Genomic DNA, 17,613 nt, shown 5'->3' with positions numbered 1-17,613 from the left:
TATACATACGCAAGGTGTTTAACCTCATGACTAGGTGCAACCTTCATCTGAACTGTGATTTGAAATCCGGTTGACCTAGCCATAAAATCAGATCATCTTTATTCGCATTTAAGCTTTTCATCCCCCGCCCTAAAGAGCGAGGCTTTCAGTTGTAAACCAAGAGTCCATGAGATTCCATCTGGAATTCCTGCAATAAGGAAAGCTAAAATGAGAAATGCAACTGATATATTACTAAGAGCTAAGAAAATTGCTGCTAAAAGCGCAATGCTTACAGCAAAAAGAAGATATGGTTTTCTATTCATAATTGGAGATTTCAATCTTATTATAAATCTTGTTACAACATCACCAACAAACATCACTGCCAACAAGTAAAAGACCATACTGGGTGAAAGACCAAGCATTCCGCCATATATTACTCCATATGACATAATTATAAAGAATGGAATTGTATAGGCAAACGCGAGTATTACTGCCCAATTGAACTGCATGTTTTTAAAAAGTGAAGAGATTTTTCTGCTTCCTTTATGGCCCTTTGCCTCTAAGTACTTTAGCGCACATTTACCTCTAAGTGCTGCAACAAATGGAATTGCTGCAAACGTCATAAATGCAAATATGAGAAACAGTCTTTTTATACCCCAGACTTAGAAGAGAACCTGTGGTAAATGGTGCAACTATTAAAGCTAACGCGACCCAGAATGAAAAAGCTGCTTGTTCTACTTGTCTTTTATCTTGTTCCACAGATGCCATTCCTGCCATCGTCATAAATGAATCCATAACTATGCCCGTAATAAAGCCATCAATTATCATTACTGTGTAAACCTCAGCGTATCCATGTATAAATATGTAAAGAGGCATAGTTATACCTAATAAAAACAGTGAAATTATTTCAACATCTCTAAGCTGACTTGGTTTAAATTGTCTCATTGCAAATGCTGAAAGGGCAAATGCAACTGTAAATAAAGCGAAACCTATGCCAACTTCAAAATTGTTCATTCCGAAGGCAAGCGCAAGGGATGCTATAGATGTTTAATAAAACTGGAGAAGGTATCTGCCAAGAAAAGCCGCAATTATTATTAGTCATTCAGTTACGCTTATTACCCCAAAATCTAGACCGACTTTTCTCCACTTTCATATTGTCTTTGCTTTTTCACTTGCCATAATTAACTATCTAGTCAGTCAAGTATTTAAACTTATCAACTAGTCAGTCAAACTTATTTGATTGACTGACTGAATAGTTCATATATTTGTTTTAACTGTAAAGTTGTATATGATAAAGGAATAAAGAGGAGTTAAATCTATAAAACCACCATCAAAGTTTGAAAGTCTTGAGATGATAGATGGAACTACAAGGGGGGTCAAGGATACGATTTTCCTTTATTACAAAAAACATTGAAAATATTTTCATTAAATCTATATCTGTTAAGGAAATCAGTATATGAGTAAGAAGACCGCAAGAACGCAAGAGAAATGAAAATCCAGAGTTATGAAATCTTCTCTTAACAATCATTTCAAACAGAAGGAGATTTAAACAGTTTGGTAATGCATTAAGGTTGGTATGATTTTAGGGAATAAGATTTCCGAACGAGAAATTGTTAATATCTCTTTCTGGAAAAAATCTTGGTTTCCTATCATGCTATGTTATATGATAATGGAGTTATCCTTGAGAATTATGTTAAATATTAACGGCTTACTTCCTATTCATTTCTTGGATAAAAATGATAACAGTTTTTTCAAAAAAAAATCTGTGTGTTTTAGAAATATAACTGCATTATTTATTAATTTCTTCCTTCTTTATCATTTTTTCCTTATCCAACAGTTTCTTCCTCCTATTTAATTGAACGGCAACAAGCATCAACATTAATGGTATTTCTAACAACGGCCCTATGGCAGTTGTAATTGGCACATATGTGTAACTTGCAAAAGCTACTAAGGCAATGGCTATTGAAACCTCAAAATCCCTTGCGGCTACACTATATCCTATAGCTGTGGCATCCTCATAGTTAAACCCCAATTTTCTTGAAGCGAAATAACCAATGTGGAAAAGAACGAAATAAAAGGTAAGCATGACAACAGCTATCATCCATATTAACGATGGGTATTCCAAAATCCCATATCCTTCACTCCAGAATATGACAAGAATTGTAAATAGTAGAGCTATGATTTGAACGTTGCCTAAAAGGTTTAAAACTTTAGGAAAATAAGGTTTATCTTCAAGTGTTCTTCTTGTTAAAACTCCAGCTATTAATGGAAGAGCCAAATAAAGTAAGACGCTTTCCAAAATCAAAAGAGGATTTATCATAACAGTTATTCCTGCAAGAATGTAGACCAAGAAAGGAGTAGTGATTATCTGAATGATAGAATTCCAAGCAACGAAAGATACAGCCATGGGCATGTTACCCTTAGACAAGTCTGTCCAAACGAGAACCATTGCTATACACGGTGCAACTCCTAGCAAAATCACTCCCACAAGAACTTGTTTCGCAACATCCATACTAAGAAGACCAAAATGATAAAACACGATATCGAAAAAGAAGTACCCTAGTCCTGCAACAAGAAACGGATCAATCACATAATTTAAAAATAACATCAATGAAACACTTTTCATATCCTTTAATGACTTGGCAAGCTGGTCTAGCATTACCTTTGTCATGGGAGGATAGATCATAAAGAAAAGACCAATGGGTATACCGTAGGTACCTACAATAGAACTTTCTGCCTTGAAGTTAACCCCTAGATACAACCCTAGAACTATTGCTATTACAACAAATATTGGGAAGAGCAACGTTCTTATGTTTAGGTTTTTTATAATCTTATTGTTTTTCAAGTAAATCCACCGTGTTTCTGACTAGTGGGATAAGATAAAATAACATAGTATTTAAAATATTTGTTTAAATAATTAAACATATCATATGAAAGCAAAATTTAAATTATAGCGAGTATAAGAAGAATGTTTAGCAATAATGAAAAGTGGATAAAGAATGTATGAGGACTAATATGATTGAGTGGAGTCAAACTTCCTCATTAGAAAGATGAAATTAGAGTTGATTAGAGGAAGAGAATCAAGAAGAGAATTTAAAGAACAAAATGTTAACGTAATCCTTCTTATTTGCGGTAGCTACTTTAAAAGCATTTCATGCATCTCTCTCCCTCTAATTCTATCATACTTCGAATATTTCTAGTACTATTATTTCTCTAGAACAAAAAGCGTGGCTAAAGCAACTTTATTAATTCCCTTAACTCCTTATAGTTAAGCTCTACATAAACTTCTTCCTCAAACTTTTTACCCTTAATACTACTGACTAAGGTAACATAAGTAGAATTCAATGCGTAATGGTTAGCTAACACTCTATAAAGATAAAGTTTCCGAATTTTCTCCGTCAAAGCCTTTCTCAGTCTTCTATAAACTCTGAATGAGGGAAATTATCTTGGTTTTTGCTTGCTCTTGAAGGGTGTGCGAATCTCTTGTTATATAATTTGTAGCTCTTGATTGTCCGATAGTTGTATAAAGAAAAAATAATGTACTTGCAACTCTGCCTGACCTTCTCCACTCTCTAAAGAGCGAGACTTTCAATTGTAATAGATCATTTTCAAACCACGCTTTTACAATACAGCCCTAAAAGGTGGCACGTTTTGATTAATTTGATTCCTTTATTTCTGTACAGTAATAAAATAAAAGTGTTATAACAAGTTAATTTAGAATCAATCAGATATGCTATAAAAAAGAATATAAATACTCAATTCAATAAAAATTAAGGTTCTAGGAATTTATACAAGCAATTTTATGAGTCAACAAAGTATAATATAACTGTGGAAAAGAAACCTTTAGAATTGGTCGATAAAAGTGAATGGACATCATTACACACTTTAATGTTTTTATCGCTTATTATTGGTTTCTTCATGTGGGGAGTTATATCATCAATTACACCTTTAATTTATAACTCAATAAAAAACATCTATTTCTTATTGACGCCAGTCTATGGTCTAATAGCTGGAGATTTAGTATTACCATTTTTATCTGATAAGGAGTTAGGAAGGAAAACGACCTTTTTCATAACTATGGGCCTTTATTCTTTGGGAACTATACTTATAATCATAGCCGATCTGTTAGCAGACCTTAATGGTACTAGCTTAGCTGATATGCCTTATATTATTTTAATAGCAGCAGGAGTATTTTTAGGATTTTTTGGCGTTGAAGGAGAAGTGCCTGTAATGTTATCTTATATGGCAGAAATGATGCCATTAAAATACAGAGAGCAGATATTGATTCTAGCACCAAATTTTAACAATATTGGTATAATGATAGCTGCATTAGTGGGATATTTTACATCGTATTCACCTACATATGAGCTCTTATCAATTGGTTTAGTAGCAGTTGCAGGGTTTGCAACAGCTATAGTAATAAGGTTGTCATTGCCTGAGTCGGTTAGATGGCTGACAGTGAAAGGAAAGGTGAATGAGGCAGAAAAGGAAGTAAAAAGATTGGCTAGGAAAATAAGCGAAATAAGAGAGAGCAAAGCGGAAAAGAAAGTAGGTCTTGGCCTTAGTTTCTTATTTCTAGTTTTAATAGGGATCTCGCAGTTTTTAACCGGTGTATTGATGAGTTACGTCGTTGCTGATCTTTACTTTTCTGGCAATACTCTCGCATTTATGATATTTATAGCAAATTTGAGTGCATCACTTGCTGGGTTCATTGCAACTTTAATAATAAACAAGGTTAAAACAAGAAGATTTACACTCTTTTCATATCTAGGTGGGACATTAAGTATGATACCAATAATTTTCCTAACCAAGGATTTTAACTTAGGAGACTTCTACATACTTTTAGCAGTAAACATGTTCTTTAGTGAATTTGCATGGGCGACCAGAACAATACATGAAGCCGTTTTAATGCCTAATATATCAAGGGCGTTTATGATAGGACTTGTTAGATTAGTACCATCAATATCTTCTATATCACTTCTAGCAGTTTTAGATTACTTATCACATAATCTATTCCTATATTTTGTCTATACCCTTATATTATGGGCTATTGGTGGAGGAGCTTCTATTATGTGGTATTTTAAAGGAATTGACGTTAATTTTGTGAGGCTAGAGGAAATACATGACGAAGAAAATACAAGAACTTTGAATAAGTAATTGCTACTTGACTCTCTTCTTGAAGAGTTCTCACAGTCCTAGTAGTTTCTTTCACCCTTTATCTGGTTAAAAAGATCACAGACACTCCCATAAAGATTATGCATAGCTATATAATCTCTATGACCTTCGAAAACACATTATACTTGAGCATTCTATAAATTAACTGAACAAATATAAGGTCTAATAATGCTTATTTTGCAATGTGATAAAGTCGAAAAGAAAGTTAGTAAATTCTAAATTCAAGGCGTCCGTAACATTATTATGATTTGCACCTCTTTTTCATAGTTTTAAGTTGCTTGTAAAATAAGCAGTTATTATTTTTATAATATCATACCTAATATCAAAAACTATTACTAGCACGAAATCATCTATATTTATTCCTTTACAACAAAAAGCCTCGCCCTTTAGGGCTGGGAGGAGGTCAGACTTGGAGGTCCTACCGGATCTCTATATTCTCCATAAACTGAAATATTGTTCACCTTTATCATTGCCTCAATTATTTTATCCTTCACTTTTACTCTAAACTTTGCCTTTTTCTCCTCATTAAAGATACTATCTTTAAGGGATTTGATTTTTGTCATTACTGACTCACATAAAGGACCAAAATTTTGGTTTTTCAGTTGTTGCTGATATAACACTTGTCAGTATTATACCAACTTTTCCTTCTTCCTCAACTACGTTTAAAACTATCGGAATTATCTTTATTGTCAATTTTTCCTCTTCAGTTTCAACAACATACTTACCCTCTTCAACTCCAATTAACTCAAAGCTCACAAACCTCTTTCACTAGATAGAAATAAATGTTTTATTGTATTAAGCTTTAATATTTGAAATACTATTTAATGATATGAGTCAGCCTTATTACAATACATTCCCTAGTAACTTTTCAACAAACATTATAACTTCTTCTCAAATGATAAACGCTATAGATGAAATTAATATATCTACAGACAAAGAATACGGAAACTTACTAGTATTTTTCAAAAATAGAGAACCTGTAAAATCAGAAGAGGGAGATGCGTTTGTAACTATCGGGGTTGACGAAGAAAACAAGATTGTTTATATATCAGTAGAACCAGATGACAAAAAGCTAAAGGAGTTTATCAAAAAGATAAAAGCTGAAAAGTTTATAGTTATTTTGAATATAGAGAAATCAAATAATACCTCGTAAAACCTTTTTAGAGAATCGAGACCAAGAAATCAGTAATATCTACTTCAAAGGTCTAATAGTTTGGTTATTTATATAATCTCGTAATAACCAAATAATATAATGATAAGAACATTTAGAGAGAAATAGATAATACTAATTATAAAGGAGATTTCGTTAATTAAGAAGTTTTCATTTCTTTTCTTTATTTGTTTAAGCGTCCGTGTAAGATGCTGAAAAGAAAAGGAGCAAGAACCTAAGAAAGCAAATAGAACTCTGGCTAGATAGGAATGAACTTATTGCCACATTTATTTATGAAATCTTTAGTTCTTGAAATAAGAAAAAACGTTACTATTGTAACATTACTTTCACTCACTTCAGCAATTACTAGATATTTATCCTTTATACCAAAATCAAAGCAATAAGCCCTTCTTGCTCTACCTTCACATTTCTTTTTACATTCGTTTGTCTTATAATCCTCCTCTAGTACGTCATAACATTGAAGACAACAATAATCCTCTGGGTTGTTACACACATAATTTATTGCTTCACAAATTTTATCGGGATCAATATTGTTACGAACAAGAGTTATTACGTCCCAATACATTCGCTCTTCCAGTTTATTTCTTTTATTAATACTTGGATTTATTTCACAATCTATGTTTTGACAGAAGCCAAAACTATCCATGATATGTTCACACAAGGGTTTCCAAAATTGTCTCTTAAATTAGTAAATATATTAAGATTTGTAATTTTTGCTTTAATTATAAACTCTTTATCATTAATTACAACTACTGTGCTTCCCTCATTAACTATCTCATATTTTTCAATCCTACTAGGTTTCTCTGACATGACTTTTGAAGAAGTGCATGGTTCCCCAAACCTAGGTTTATCACTTTTAACACTCACCACTGAGTTTACGACTGGCGAGATAACTCTCTGATCATTTGAGATATAAATACTTATTGGAACAAAAAATATTCTAATAACTATATTTTCGTCATCAGCTTTTGCAACAATCTTCATAGGCTCTATGCTTTTTACTTCATAATCAGTTACGCTCACCTCCATATCATCCACCATTAGCAAGTTGGAGCTGAAGGATCATATTCTATGTCCAACACAACTATTTTTCCATTTTTGTCTTTATATAGAATTACAGTAGCTTCTGTGTAAGTTTCTACATCTACAGGGTCTTCATTAGACAGCTTAATAGTAATGCCACATTCATTGCTTACTAGAATTTCTGCTTCGACTCTTTCTCCTCTAACGGGTTTGAAATCATATTGATAGTAATTGGCAGTAGTGTTAACATTTACAGTATTGCTTGAATGAAACATGTATTCCATACTATATAAATTGTACTATTAAATAAATGTTTTTAGGTAAACAAGGCAAAAACTAATAGTTTATATTAAACACTGACTGCTAATAACTATGCTTAGTAAAACTGCGGTATCTAATAAGGGACTCAAATAAGTTATTGCACTTTCCATGGAGTTTCTGCAATAACTTTGTCATTTATCACTTTCTTCCACCACCATTCATTCCTTAAATACCAATCTACTGTGACCTTTATCCCTTCTTCAAATGTGTATCTAGGAGCCCAGCCTAACTCTCTAAGCTTTTTTGATGAAATACTGTACCTAAAATCATGTCCAGGTCTGTCCTCAACGAATTTTATTAAGCTTTCTGACTTTCCCATGATCTTTAACACAGTCTTTATAACATCTAGGTTTGTCTTTTCCTCATTTGCCGAAATGTTGTATATTTCTCCTTTCTTTCCCTTTTGTGCCACAGTAAATATTGCTTCACAGTTGTCCTCAACAAATATCCAGTCCCTTACGTTTTTCCCTGTTCCATACACTGGAATTGGCATGTTTAAAGATGCCCTAATAATTGTCTTTGGAATTAATTTTTCCGGGAACTGGTACGGTCCATAGTTATTTGAAGACCTAGTTACCATAACGTCAAGTCCGTAAGTCCTTACATATGAGAGAGCTAACAAGGAACCACCAGCCTTTGAGGCTGAATAAGGAGATGAAGGTTTTAATCTGTCCTCCTCTGTAAATGAACCAGAAAATATTTCTCCATACTCTTCATCAGTGCCAATTTGAATAAACCTTACACTATCATCATATTTCCTTACACTTTCAAGTAAGGAAGCTACACCTAAGACGTTAGTTCTAACAAAGGAGAGAGGGTCAACAATGCTCCTATCTACGTGGCTCTCTGCAGCGAAATTAATTATCACGTCTGGTTTTTCTTCCTTTATTATTTCTTCTATTGCCTTAGGATCGGCTATATCAGCTTTATAGAACTTTACACCTTCAACCATATTGTCTGGGTGAGAGCCATAACTCATGTTGTCAACGTTAACTATCTCTTTTACTCCTTTCTTCAGAAGTAACCTAACAAAGTTTGTTCCGATAAAACCTAGCCCTCCAGTTACTAGAAACTTCATACATCCATTTTTTAATTTTCACTTATTAATTTAACTTGTGAGGATTGTAGTAACTGGTGCTGGTGGACTATTGGGTAAGAAGATTATATCGGTATTCTCTAAGAGCTACGAGGTAATAGGGGTTTACCATAGTTCAAAACCTGAAACGGAGTCTTATTTACAACTAGATCTATCGAAAGAAGAGAATGTAAGAGAAATAGAAAAGGAGAAACCGGATGTAATAATTCATGCTGCAGCTTTAACAGATGTTGATAAGTGTGAAGAAAATCCCGATCTAGCTAAGCTTCTTAATTATGAAGTTACTAAAGAGATCGCAAAAATACCAGCTTTCATCGTGTACATCTCTACTGACTACGTCTTTGACGGTGAAAGAGGGAATTATAAAGAAGATGATAAGCCAAATCCCGTAAACGTGTATGGTTTAACTAAATTGATGGGTGAAGAAGCAGTTAAGCAGTCTAAAGAGTATTTAATTGTTAGGACAAGCACGCCTTATGGTTCAAACCCAGCTAGTGGCAAAGACAATTTCGCATTGTGGCTTTTGAAGAAGTTGAAAAACAATGAAAGGGTGAGAATTGTTAAGGATCAAGTCACTTCACCAACACTAAACACCTCTTTTGCTTTAATGTTGAAAGAAGCTGTTGAAAGGAAAATGACGGAAATTATTCATCTAGCTGACGCTTCTCAAATAAGCCGTTATGATTTCTCAGTTAATCTAGCGAGGGTCTTCAACTTGGACATGAGTTTGATAACCCCAATTTCAATGAATGAAATTAAGTGGAAAGCTAAGAGACCCAAGAATTCTTCTTTAAACGTAGAGAAAGCGATGAAGCTACTAAGCAATAAGCCTTTGATTGTTAATGAAGCGTTAAAGAGGTTAAAAGAAGAGATGGATGAATACTTTCATCCTCGCGTCTAAGTTTATATATTAGCCGGAAGAAAAATGATGTATGAGTGTTTATGATTATATTTTAACTCTCCTTTACGTAGCAAAAGAAGAGAAAGCTGAAGTAACAGCTACTAAGTTTCAGAAGATTTTCTTTCTTTTAGAAAAGGAGAAAAACGTTAACTTGGAACTAGATTTCAAACCTTACTTATTTGGCCCCTATTCAGAAAAGTTACAGGCCGCTTTATACGAACTAGCACATAAGGGCTTTGTCAAGATAAATTATGGAGATGTGAAAAATTTAGCAGGAGTTGTTATAGGACAAAAGGAGTCTTACGAACTCGCTAAAGAAATGAAAATTAATGTAGATAGTGATGTGCTAGCATTTTTCAGACAATGGGTTAAGAAGAGCAGAAACAATATACTAAAGTATGTATATGAGAAGTATCCAGAATATTCAAAGTACTCAATAATAAAGGATAAAATTTAAGGAAGAGATTTATGGAAGATAAGCGAATAGAGTTACCATTTTCTTTCTTTGTAAAAAATGGTATAGGTTTTTTGAGAAATGCAAATTCAATTTGGAATAGTATTTCTCGATCAAGAGAAGAAGATCTTGATATAATTCAGTATCAAGAAATGCATAAAATTGCTCTTTTGGCTAGAAGTGCAGAGTCTTTTATCAAAGCTCTTCTACTTATTTATGATGTAATTGTACTTTTCCCAGTATTCCCCTTGGTAAAGAAAGTAGAAACTATTGTAGATAGAAGACTTCAAAGGATAGTAAAAATAAGTAAAAGATTGAAAAGCAGAGCTATTACTATTGAAAGCCTTGAAAGCCTTGGACACTACCCTGTATCACATTTTGAGATTCCTCTGATATTTTTAGAGGTAAGCAAAATTCTTCATAGCATAGGTGAAAAGGATTTAGGAGATGTTTATAACAAGATATATAACTATTTGGATTCTATGAAAAAGAAAGATAAAACAAAAAGACTAAAAGAGAGAAAATTCCAAGATATAGAAAAATTAAGACTAGAGTTGATAACAAGACTCGATATACCTAAGTACATTGATAGTGTATTAGAAACATTAAGGGATGCTATAAACTCAGAGTCAACAGATGAAAAATCACGAGAAAGCATGAAATATCTAGCAGAAAACCCCTACATCCTTCAATATATATTAAATCTTACTAATATAGGCATACAAGAACTTATTGATTTAATGTTGATAGCGGACTACTTTTCTGATGCGGCTACAGAAGGTTTCTATCCTTTTGATATAGATGCACAAAATTACTTAAATGACATAAAAGAAAATCAACGTTATCTCATGGATTATTTATCTACAATTGGGACAGAATTATATAAGCTTTCAAAAAACCCAGAGTTTATGGAAATTCTTGAAGAATATTATGATAATATAGGAAACGATATTATAAGTTAAAAGATTTGACCCATATCTTGATCAAATATTTATTGTCACTTGATAAACTAATATCATGCCATTTAAGTTTGTTAGAACTGAAATCCCTGAAGTTATTCTTGTAGAGTCGACTATTTTTAACGATAATAGAGGTTTTTTTGAAGAGTTATATAAAGAGAGTGACTTTCTGAGTTACATCCCTTGTAGTTTCCCTCAACTTAATCACTCTTTCTCGAGAAAGGGAGTTTTACGTGGTCTCCACTTCCAGATTATGCCTAAACCACAAGGTAAGCTAGTTACAGTAATTTCTGGAAGGATTTATGACGTTGCAGTCGACTTAAGGAAGGGTTCACCAACGTATAAGAAGTGGGTAAGTGCTGAGCTAACTCCCGGTAAAATGTTGTGGATCCCTGTAGGTTTTGCACATGGTTTTGTAGCATTAGAAGACTCTAACGTAGTATATTTTGTAAGTAGGGAGTTCTCAAAGGAACACGATTCCGGTGTCGCTTGGAATGACCCAGAAATAAATGTAAAGTGGCCTGTTGATAACCCTATTATATCTGAAAAGGACAGAAAACTTCCTTTGCTAAAAGAGTCTAACGTTAACTTTGAGTATGGGGTTAGCCCTTGTTAATACCTTGGACTGAATATGAGCTTTAAAGAGAACGGAAAAAAGTGATAAAAACGTTTAAAAGAAGTTAACATGCCTCAAAATGTATTTAAATACAACGTTAAGTATCATCTTCAAAAGCAAGAATAATTCACTAGACATCCACAATCACTCTAAAATCACTGTAGACCTATCACCTACAATGAGTTTGTAAGACTTCGGTACTCTGCTGTCATGAGCTATTACCACGTTATTTCCAATAATACTATCAGAAATCCTATTTTTAACGTTCTCTATTCTAACTTCCTTCATTATAATGCTATTTTCAATCTCGACGTTCTTTAATATACTTCCATCACCTATTGAAGTATAAGGACCAATATAAACATTAGGACCTATAACACAATTTCTCCCGATTATTGCTGGTCCCCTAATTACTACATTATCTTCTATTACTGTCCCTTCACCAATTGTAACTCTCCCCTCGATTTTAGCGTTATCACTTATCTTCCCTTGTATGTTTGTCTTAATTTCATCGAGCACAAGCCTGTTTGCCTCTAGCAAGTCATCTGGCTTCCCAGTATCCTTCCACCAGCCCTTTACCTCAACAACCTCAACTTTCCTACCATCATTAACCATTAACTGAATTGCATCAGTGATTTCGTACTCATTTCTCCAGCTCGGCTTTAGCTTTTTCACGTAATTAAAGACCACTGGGGAAAAGACGTAAACTCCTACTAAGGCTAGATCTGATGGTGGTTCTTTTGGTTTTTCTATAAGCTTTATTGGTTTTCCTCTTTCATCTAAAACTACAACTCCATAGTGCCTAGGGTCTTTAACTTTTGTAACCCCTATGACTGCATCAGCGTTTGTCTCTTCAAATCTTTTCACAAACTCTGTTACCCCGTCTCTTAACAGATTGTCCCCTAAGTGCATAACGAAAGGTTCGTCTTTCAAGTACTTCTCAGAGATCATAACTGCATGTGCTAATCCTAGTGCCTCAGGTTGCTCAATGTAATTAACTCTAATACCATAGGCTGAACCATCACCAATAATATTCATTATACCTTCCTTTAACGGACCTATAATAACGTTTACCTCCTTTATCCCTGCGTTCACTAAGTTCTCTAAGGCGTATAATACCATAGGCTTATTTGCAATAGGTATTGTGTGTTTATTTCCCGTATGAGTCAAAGGTCTTAATCTAGTCCCTTGACCACCAGCTAACAGTAATCCTTTCATATTTTGTAGTATGAATAAGGATTTATAAATTTTGGAATATTGAAAACTTTGTGATAGATCTTGTCTCGTAAAATCAATTAGTTCCATGAAAAATTTGCTTTACTTAAGTATTAAGCTATATACTCTTATCTTCTAAAAACTTGAGTGACAAAGAATTGGAGGAATGATAGGTTCTATAGTAGGTTTCTTTTGTCTGTGTGTCTGAGTGATACAGATAGAGATACTACTCGTAATATCTTCCACATCGGTTAACGATTTTTCTTAAACTGCTTTCCCTTATTATTGTTATTATAAATACGTCGTCTCCCTTTATTGTGTAGTTTATCTCTAAATAAAAGTCTTCTTTTATCTTAAAGCAAGCTCTATATTGAGTTCCTCTCTCTGTCTCTTGCTGAAAAGTGTATATATGAGGGTTTTTGCAGACTTTTTCTATATATTTACAAAGAATTACTGGATCTAGTCCATTATCAAGAAACTCCTCTATGTGACGTTCTACTTTTGCAATATAATGACGACTTATTTTACAATTAGATAAGTTTAATATTTCGTAGCATATAGAAAGCACAACTCTTTATAATGAAAATCAATTTTTATTGTTTTGCTTCATTAAAAATAATGTCAATCGCAACCACCTTATTATCCTTATCCCTAATAATTTCTACAGTAGCGTCATGGACTTCACTATTTACTGCGTCCCCAACTTTAAAATCAACATAAATACCGTCATCGAACTCTCTCACATCGGGCTGTAAAAAGAGGTCTTTAACTATTTCCTCTATGATTTCTCTCACCTCTTTTATCTCGTCATATAGCTGTTTAAGCTTCGGATGGTCATAGGAGATCAATAGAGACTGTATAGCTCTTTCTACCCTTTTGCTATCGTCCAATACTTCCCCTATCTTTTTAAAATCTCCTTCAGTAAAGGCCTCTAATAGTAAAATAGGGATCTTAACTACATCCTTCTCTAGGTCAATACTGAGTTCCTTAAGCAATAGTAAGATATTTGCAACGCTTGAGAATAGATTGGCCATCTTATAATTTTTCATCTCAATGAGAGAGTGAACTAAGGAAAGGTATAAGGATACGTCAACAGGAGATTTTTCAACTTTGTCCTTCATTTCCTTATATGCAGGCATATTTTGGTAAACTGACTTCAACAGCTCATCAATTCTCAGTTCTTCTTTCTCTCTTGCCATAAGTTTATATACTGTTATATAGTTAAAAACTTTCAATTAGCCATAAGGTGTTTATCAAGACAACTACAAATTACCACAATTTATTCATTTTATAAATGTTTCTTGAGACAGTCGAGATACGATTTTATCTAAAAATTGCATAAAAGTAGATTAAAGAAAATTCTCTTTTTATCTTGTCTTATTTTAATACCTTCCTCCTCTATTAAACCTTCCTCTACCGCCGCCAAATCTTCTAGGTCTTGGACCTTCCTCTACTTTTTTATTTGATAAGTTATTTTCAGTATTTACATTCTCTATATTCTCATCTACTTTTTCCATTTTACCCTGTCTTCCCAAGCTTAACCTCATTGAACCTCTAACTACAGTAACATATCCATCTGTAATTTTTAATACATCGCCTTCAGAAACTTTATCAATATCATTATCCCATAAACTAAATAATATACTCCCTGTTTCATCTCCTACTAAAATATCTGCTACATTATGAGGGGTGCCATCTTTACCCATAACTTGTTTTGGTTCCCCCTTACTTACAACTTTTACTGTGACTGTAGCACTTTTTCTTGGTTGGAGTTCGTTTACTTTCATTTTTTATGCGCTCAATAAGAGTACAGTACTATCATAATAAATTTAACTGACAGTTTTGTTGCTTTCCTAGTTTTAAGTTTAGAAAGTTAATTTAATGAAGAGTTGTCTGCCTCAAATTGAGAAATAAAAAATTCATACTCCACACATAAATAAATTAAGAACTTAATTTTTATATCTATTTATTATTGTTTCTAGAAAATATTAATTTTTTATATATTAAGAAGATAAAACTGAAATGATAATTCCGAAATGATAATTCCGTAGTGACAATACTTTTCTGATATGTACTAATTACACTTATAATTTTTCGGTCATTGTTAATTAGCTCTTTTTAACACTCGAGAGACCAAAGATATCCAAAAGAGACTCTTTGTCAACTTCCAATAATAATTTATTGTTCGCCCCCTAATTTTTTATGTGGAAAGGAACCAACTTGACATAACCCTTCTTTTAATTTCGAGGATAACAAGGAGCATTACAGCTGGGTTTATCTCAGTAATAATTGGTTTGTATTTCCTTCACATAGGTTTGTCCTTAGTCCAAATTGGAGTCTTATTTGGTATAGGGGCGTTTGCTTCTCCATTAATTGCATTCGCGTTTTCTATCTACGCTGATATAAAAGGCAGAAAACTATCATTACTAATAACTTTAGCGTTACTTCCCTTGAGTATTTTAATTATAATGATAACGAATAATTTCTATCTACTGGCTATCGCCTCAGCCCTTGGAGGATTTGGAATTGCCGGTGGTCTAGTGGGAGGAGGTGTTGGTGCTACCGTAGCTCCAATACAGACTGCTATTTTAGCTGAAAAGACCTCTCCAGAAAACAGAACTAGAATTTATACACTTTTCACTTTAACATCTACATATGCAGGGGCAGGAGGAGCTTTGTTAAGCTATATAAAGGATTATCATGAACTGTTTGCCATAGGTCTTATTCTCTCTTTAATTTCCTTCATTTCCTCAATACCAATAAAGGTCTCCCCAATTAAAAAAGAAGAAGTAAACAAAGAGCAAAATGACAAAGATATTTCAGTAATCAAGAAATTTACACTAACCGGAATATTTAACGGGATAGCACAAGGTCTTATAACTCCTTTCATCCCGGTTATTTTTGAAAAGTTTTACTCCTTAAGTAGAGGTGAAATAGGTCTAATTGTCTTTATAGGAGGTGTAGTTTCTGCTACAGTAATGTTCTTAACGCCGTACTTTACAGAACATCTCGGTTTTGTAAAGTTCATAATTATAACGAGAGCCCTTTCCTCTTTTCTTATTTTAATATTCCCATTTTTACGATTACCTTTATTTGCTGAAATAGATTATGTTGCATTTACAACATTTAGAGTTTTTGCTCTTCCATCCCAACAGGCCCTTATGATGAACTTAATAAGCGAGAGGAGAAGGGCTTCAGCTAGCGGAATAAATCAGACTGCTAGACTTTTGCCATCTGCAATATCTACAGTAGCTTCGGGATTTCTCCTAACGTTAGCTTTGTCTATCCCATTTGTCTCTTCGTTTGTAATAAATATGATGAACTTGTTTTTATATTACAAATTCTTTTGGAACGTCACAGAGGCTCAAGCTAAAAAGAAGGTAAAATACATACCTGCAGGAGATTGAGAGGAAGGACATAAGGACAAAACAAGTACTATATACGTTTTGTAGATCTGAAGCACCACGCTACTAAACTGAAAAATCAAGCTTATGTCTAGTTTTCCTCTTCTTCTTTCTCGTCCTCTTCTGTTTCTTCTTTTTGAACTACTTCTTTACTCTCTGGTAATGTTGCTAACAGCTCGGAATAAGCAACCTCGCCATGCATAGCATAGTCGCCAATAACAAGGTCTTGTGGCGAGGCTTGTAACGGTACAAATAACCCTATTATCTTCAGTAGTCCATAAGTGAGTAAAAATGAATAGCCAGCTACTATTACAACTGCTAATGATTGGACTAGTAATTGGTGCAAATTCCCGTAAAGAGCGCCTTTTAGTCCCGGGTCTATGTATTGCGTTACTGTAGGATCAACAAAAACTCCCGTTAATATCCCACTAGCAACACTACTCATCCCGTGTGTCGAAAGTATTCCTAAAGTATCATCAGCTTTTAGTTTAGGTTCTAGAATGTAGAGTGAGAACCAGGCTACAGGGACAGCTATTAGACCTATAACTATTGACTCCCATCCATTAACATAACCTGCAGCAGGGGTCACAGCTGCCGCTCCTACTATTCCTCCAGTTGTTGCTCCAACTAGTGTAGGTTTTCCAAAGTACTTCATATCCATTAACATCCATACTATAGCACCAACAGCTGCTGTAATATTTGTGTTTAATACTGCTATTGCTGCATCAATTGTTGCTCCATAAGGATCACCACCATTAAACCCATCCCAACCTAACCACAATAATCCAGTTCCAAGAAGAACTAATGGCAAATTATGCGCCTCTAACTTTCTTTCTGTAGCTAATCTAGGGCCAACTGCATAAGCCGCAGCCAAGGCAGCAAAACCAGCATTTATATGTATAACATAACCTCCACTGAAATCAACAGCTCCAAGCTGGTTTAACCAACCCCCTGCAAATAACCAGTAAGCAACGGGGCTATAAACAAGTAAACTCCATATAGGTACAAATATCATCCAAGCCTTGAAGTTCATCCTTTCCAAAACTGCACCAGCTATTAACGCAGGGGTTATTGCGGCGAAAGTGAACTGAAAGAAAATAAATGTTGATAGAGGTATGTTTAACAATGTACCGCTAGGACCATAAATCGTTTGAACAGCTTCGTCATGTCCTAGCCAAACTGGAGACGGATACCCTAAAATACCATAACCCTCTATATTTATCAATGCAGGATGACTAAAAGCTAGACTATATCCTCCTAATATCCAGATAATTAATACTATTGCAAAGGAATAAAATA

General features: G+C 33.9%; 21 protein-coding genes. 7 read left to right on the top strand and 14 right to left on the bottom strand.

Going from position 1 to position 17,613, the window contains the following annotated elements:
- Nucleotides 1-98: 98 nt before the first annotated feature.
- The 3 genes from AC3OCB_RS06840 to AC3OCB_RS06830 form a co-directional block, all read right to left on the bottom strand.
- The gene (locus AC3OCB_RS06840; protein WP_498341597.1) at nt 99-602 is read right to left on the bottom strand and encodes a hypothetical protein; all 504 of its coding nucleotides are present in this window, start codon (nt 600-602) and stop codon (nt 99-101) included.
- A complete protein-coding gene (locus tag AC3OCB_RS06835; protein WP_498341596.1) occupies nt 565-993 on the bottom strand; it encodes a hypothetical protein in 429 nt (142 codons plus the stop codon). Before AC3OCB_RS06835 ends, AC3OCB_RS06840 begins: the two co-directional genes overlap by 38 nt.
- Before the next feature lie 775 nt (nt 994-1,768).
- Nucleotides 1,769-2,824 carry an arsenic resistance protein gene (locus AC3OCB_RS06830; RefSeq protein ID WP_498341595.1) on the bottom strand — a complete coding sequence of 352 codons (1,056 nt, stop codon included), beginning with the start codon at nt 2,822-2,824 and terminating at the stop codon, nt 1,769-1,771.
- 983 nt (nt 2,825-3,807) lie between these two features.
- Here AC3OCB_RS06830 and AC3OCB_RS06825 point away from each other — a divergent pair.
- Nucleotides 3,808-5,136, top strand: a complete 1,329-nt coding sequence (locus AC3OCB_RS06825; protein ID WP_498341594.1) for an MFS transporter — start codon at nt 3,808-3,810, stop codon at nt 5,134-5,136.
- Between the two features lie 404 nt (nt 5,137-5,540).
- Here AC3OCB_RS06825 and AC3OCB_RS06820 read toward each other — a convergent pair whose 3' ends face one another.
- Entirely contained in the window at nt 5,541-5,717 is a 177-nt protein-coding gene (locus tag AC3OCB_RS06820; protein ID WP_498341593.1) for a hypothetical protein, read from the bottom strand.
- A 7-nt stretch (nt 5,718-5,724) separates the two neighbouring features.
- On the bottom strand, nt 5,725-5,910 hold the full coding sequence (locus tag AC3OCB_RS06815; protein WP_498341591.1) for a hypothetical protein: 186 nt from the start codon (nt 5,908-5,910) through the stop codon (nt 5,725-5,727).
- A 73-nt stretch (nt 5,911-5,983) separates the two neighbouring features.
- Here AC3OCB_RS06815 and AC3OCB_RS06810 point away from each other — a divergent pair, with 73 nt between their 5' ends.
- Nucleotides 5,984-6,307 carry a hypothetical protein gene (locus AC3OCB_RS06810; protein ID WP_498341589.1) on the top strand — a complete coding sequence of 108 codons (324 nt, stop codon included), beginning with the start codon at nt 5,984-5,986 and terminating at the stop codon, nt 6,305-6,307.
- 256 nt (nt 6,308-6,563) lie between these two features.
- Here the strand turns inward: AC3OCB_RS06810 and AC3OCB_RS06805 are convergent, their stop codons facing one another.
- The 4 genes from AC3OCB_RS06805 to rfbB all read right to left on the bottom strand — a co-directional run bounded on the left by AC3OCB_RS06805 (nt 6,564) and on the right by rfbB (nt 8,747).
- Entirely contained in the window at nt 6,564-6,890 is a 327-nt protein-coding gene (locus AC3OCB_RS06805; RefSeq protein WP_498341588.1) for a hypothetical protein, read from the bottom strand.
- 50 nt (nt 6,891-6,940) lie between these two features.
- Nucleotides 6,941-7,354 (bottom strand): hypothetical protein, encoded by a 414-nt coding sequence (locus AC3OCB_RS06800; protein ID WP_498341587.1) that lies wholly within the window; start codon nt 7,352-7,354, stop codon nt 6,941-6,943.
- A gap of 11 nt (nt 7,355-7,365) precedes the next feature.
- Nucleotides 7,366-7,632, bottom strand: a complete 267-nt coding sequence (locus AC3OCB_RS06795) for a hypothetical protein (protein ID WP_498341586.1) — start codon at nt 7,630-7,632, stop codon at nt 7,366-7,368.
- Between the two features lie 131 nt (nt 7,633-7,763).
- Entirely contained in the window at nt 7,764-8,747 is a 984-nt protein-coding gene (gene rfbB / locus AC3OCB_RS06790; protein ID WP_498341585.1) for a dTDP-glucose 4,6-dehydratase, read from the bottom strand.
- Between the two features lie 37 nt (nt 8,748-8,784).
- On the opposite strand from rfbB, the gene rfbD reads away from it, so the two are divergent.
- The 4 genes from rfbD to rfbC are packed head-to-tail and all read left to right on the top strand — an operon-like array spanning nt 8,785 to nt 11,695.
- Nucleotides 8,785-9,666, top strand: coding sequence for a dTDP-4-dehydrorhamnose reductase (gene rfbD, locus AC3OCB_RS06785; RefSeq protein WP_498341584.1), 882 nt, complete (start codon nt 8,785-8,787; stop codon nt 9,664-9,666).
- Nucleotides 9,667-9,697: 31 nt separating this feature from the next.
- The gene (locus AC3OCB_RS06780; RefSeq protein ID WP_498341583.1) at nt 9,698-10,123 is read left to right on the top strand and encodes a conjugal transfer protein; all 426 of its coding nucleotides are present in this window, start codon (nt 9,698-9,700) and stop codon (nt 10,121-10,123) included.
- A gap of 11 nt (nt 10,124-10,134) precedes the next feature.
- Complete coding sequence (locus AC3OCB_RS06775; protein WP_498341582.1) at nt 10,135-11,082, top strand: hypothetical protein; 948 nt, start codon at nt 10,135-10,137, stop codon at nt 11,080-11,082.
- A 55-nt stretch (nt 11,083-11,137) separates the two neighbouring features.
- Nucleotides 11,138-11,695, top strand: a complete 558-nt coding sequence (rfbC, locus tag AC3OCB_RS06770) for a dTDP-4-dehydrorhamnose 3,5-epimerase (protein WP_498341581.1) — start codon at nt 11,138-11,140, stop codon at nt 11,693-11,695.
- Between the two features lie 144 nt (nt 11,696-11,839).
- Here the strand turns inward: rfbC and AC3OCB_RS06765 are convergent, their stop codons facing one another.
- The 4 genes from AC3OCB_RS06765 to AC3OCB_RS06750 all read right to left on the bottom strand — a co-directional run bounded on the left by AC3OCB_RS06765 (nt 11,840) and on the right by AC3OCB_RS06750 (nt 14,697).
- Nucleotides 11,840-12,913 (bottom strand): glucose-1-phosphate thymidylyltransferase, encoded by a 1,074-nt coding sequence (locus tag AC3OCB_RS06765; RefSeq protein WP_498341579.1) that lies wholly within the window; start codon nt 12,911-12,913, stop codon nt 11,840-11,842.
- Between the two features lie 223 nt (nt 12,914-13,136).
- Nucleotides 13,137-13,478: a hypothetical protein gene (locus AC3OCB_RS06760; protein ID WP_498341578.1), complete on the bottom strand. Its 342-nt coding sequence runs from the start codon at nt 13,476-13,478 to the stop codon at nt 13,137-13,139.
- A 25-nt stretch (nt 13,479-13,503) separates the two neighbouring features.
- Nucleotides 13,504-14,109, bottom strand: a complete 606-nt coding sequence (locus tag AC3OCB_RS06755) for a hypothetical protein (protein ID WP_498341577.1) — start codon at nt 14,107-14,109, stop codon at nt 13,504-13,506.
- A gap of 183 nt (nt 14,110-14,292) precedes the next feature.
- Entirely contained in the window at nt 14,293-14,697 is a 405-nt protein-coding gene (locus AC3OCB_RS06750; protein WP_498341576.1) for a single stranded DNA-binding domain-containing protein, read from the bottom strand.
- Nucleotides 14,698-15,114: 417 nt separating this feature from the next.
- On the opposite strand from AC3OCB_RS06750, the gene AC3OCB_RS06745 reads away from it, so the two are divergent.
- Nucleotides 15,115-16,317 carry an MFS transporter gene (locus tag AC3OCB_RS06745; RefSeq protein WP_498341575.1) on the top strand — a complete coding sequence of 401 codons (1,203 nt, stop codon included), beginning with the start codon at nt 15,115-15,117 and terminating at the stop codon, nt 16,315-16,317.
- A gap of 88 nt (nt 16,318-16,405) precedes the next feature.
- On the opposite strand, the gene AC3OCB_RS06740 is transcribed toward AC3OCB_RS06745, so the two are convergent.
- A partial coding sequence (locus tag AC3OCB_RS06740; RefSeq protein WP_498341574.1) for an ammonium transporter occupies nt 16,406-17,613 on the bottom strand: 1,208 nt, incomplete at its 5' end.

The sequence above is a fragment of the Sulfurisphaera sp. genome (assembly GCF_059755235.1).
This window is presented reverse-complemented; position numbering and strand designations above follow the sequence as displayed.

Coding starts and splice junctions, on each gene's coding strand:
- AC3OCB_RS06835 (WP_498341596.1), bottom strand. CDS start 993: ATGAACAATTTTGAAGTTGGCATAGGTTTCGCTTTATTTACAGTTGCA.
- AC3OCB_RS06840 (WP_498341597.1), bottom strand. CDS start 602: ATGACGTTTGCAGCAATTCCATTTGTTGCAGCACTTAGAGGTAAATGT.
- AC3OCB_RS06755 (WP_498341577.1), bottom strand. CDS start 14,109: ATGGCAAGAGAGAAAGAAGAACTGAGAATTGATGAGCTGTTGAAGTCA.
- AC3OCB_RS06810 (WP_498341589.1), top strand. CDS start 5,984: ATGAGTCAGCCTTATTACAATACATTCCCTAGTAACTTTTCAACAAAC.
- rfbC (WP_498341581.1), top strand. CDS start 11,138: ATGCCATTTAAGTTTGTTAGAACTGAAATCCCTGAAGTTATTCTTGTA.
- rfbB (WP_498341585.1), bottom strand. CDS start 8,747: ATGAAGTTTCTAGTAACTGGAGGGCTAGGTTTTATCGGAACAAACTTT.
- AC3OCB_RS06800 (WP_498341587.1), bottom strand. CDS start 7,354: ATGGAGGTGAGCGTAACTGATTATGAAGTAAAAAGCATAGAGCCTATG.
- AC3OCB_RS06780 (WP_498341583.1), top strand. CDS start 9,698: ATGAGTGTTTATGATTATATTTTAACTCTCCTTTACGTAGCAAAAGAA.
- AC3OCB_RS06795 (WP_498341586.1), bottom strand. CDS start 7,632: ATGGAATACATGTTTCATTCAAGCAATACTGTAAATGTTAACACTACT.
- AC3OCB_RS06820 (WP_498341593.1), bottom strand. CDS start 5,717: ATGACAAAAATCAAATCCCTTAAAGATAGTATCTTTAATGAGGAGAAA.
- AC3OCB_RS06805 (WP_498341588.1), bottom strand. CDS start 6,890: ATGTATTGGGACGTAATAACTCTTGTTCGTAACAATATTGATCCCGAT.
- AC3OCB_RS06750 (WP_498341576.1), bottom strand. CDS start 14,697: ATGAAAGTAAACGAACTCCAACCAAGAAAAAGTGCTACAGTCACAGTA.
- AC3OCB_RS06775 (WP_498341582.1), top strand. CDS start 10,135: ATGGAAGATAAGCGAATAGAGTTACCATTTTCTTTCTTTGTAAAAAAT.
- AC3OCB_RS06765 (WP_498341579.1), bottom strand. CDS start 12,913: ATGAAAGGATTACTGTTAGCTGGTGGTCAAGGGACTAGATTAAGACCT.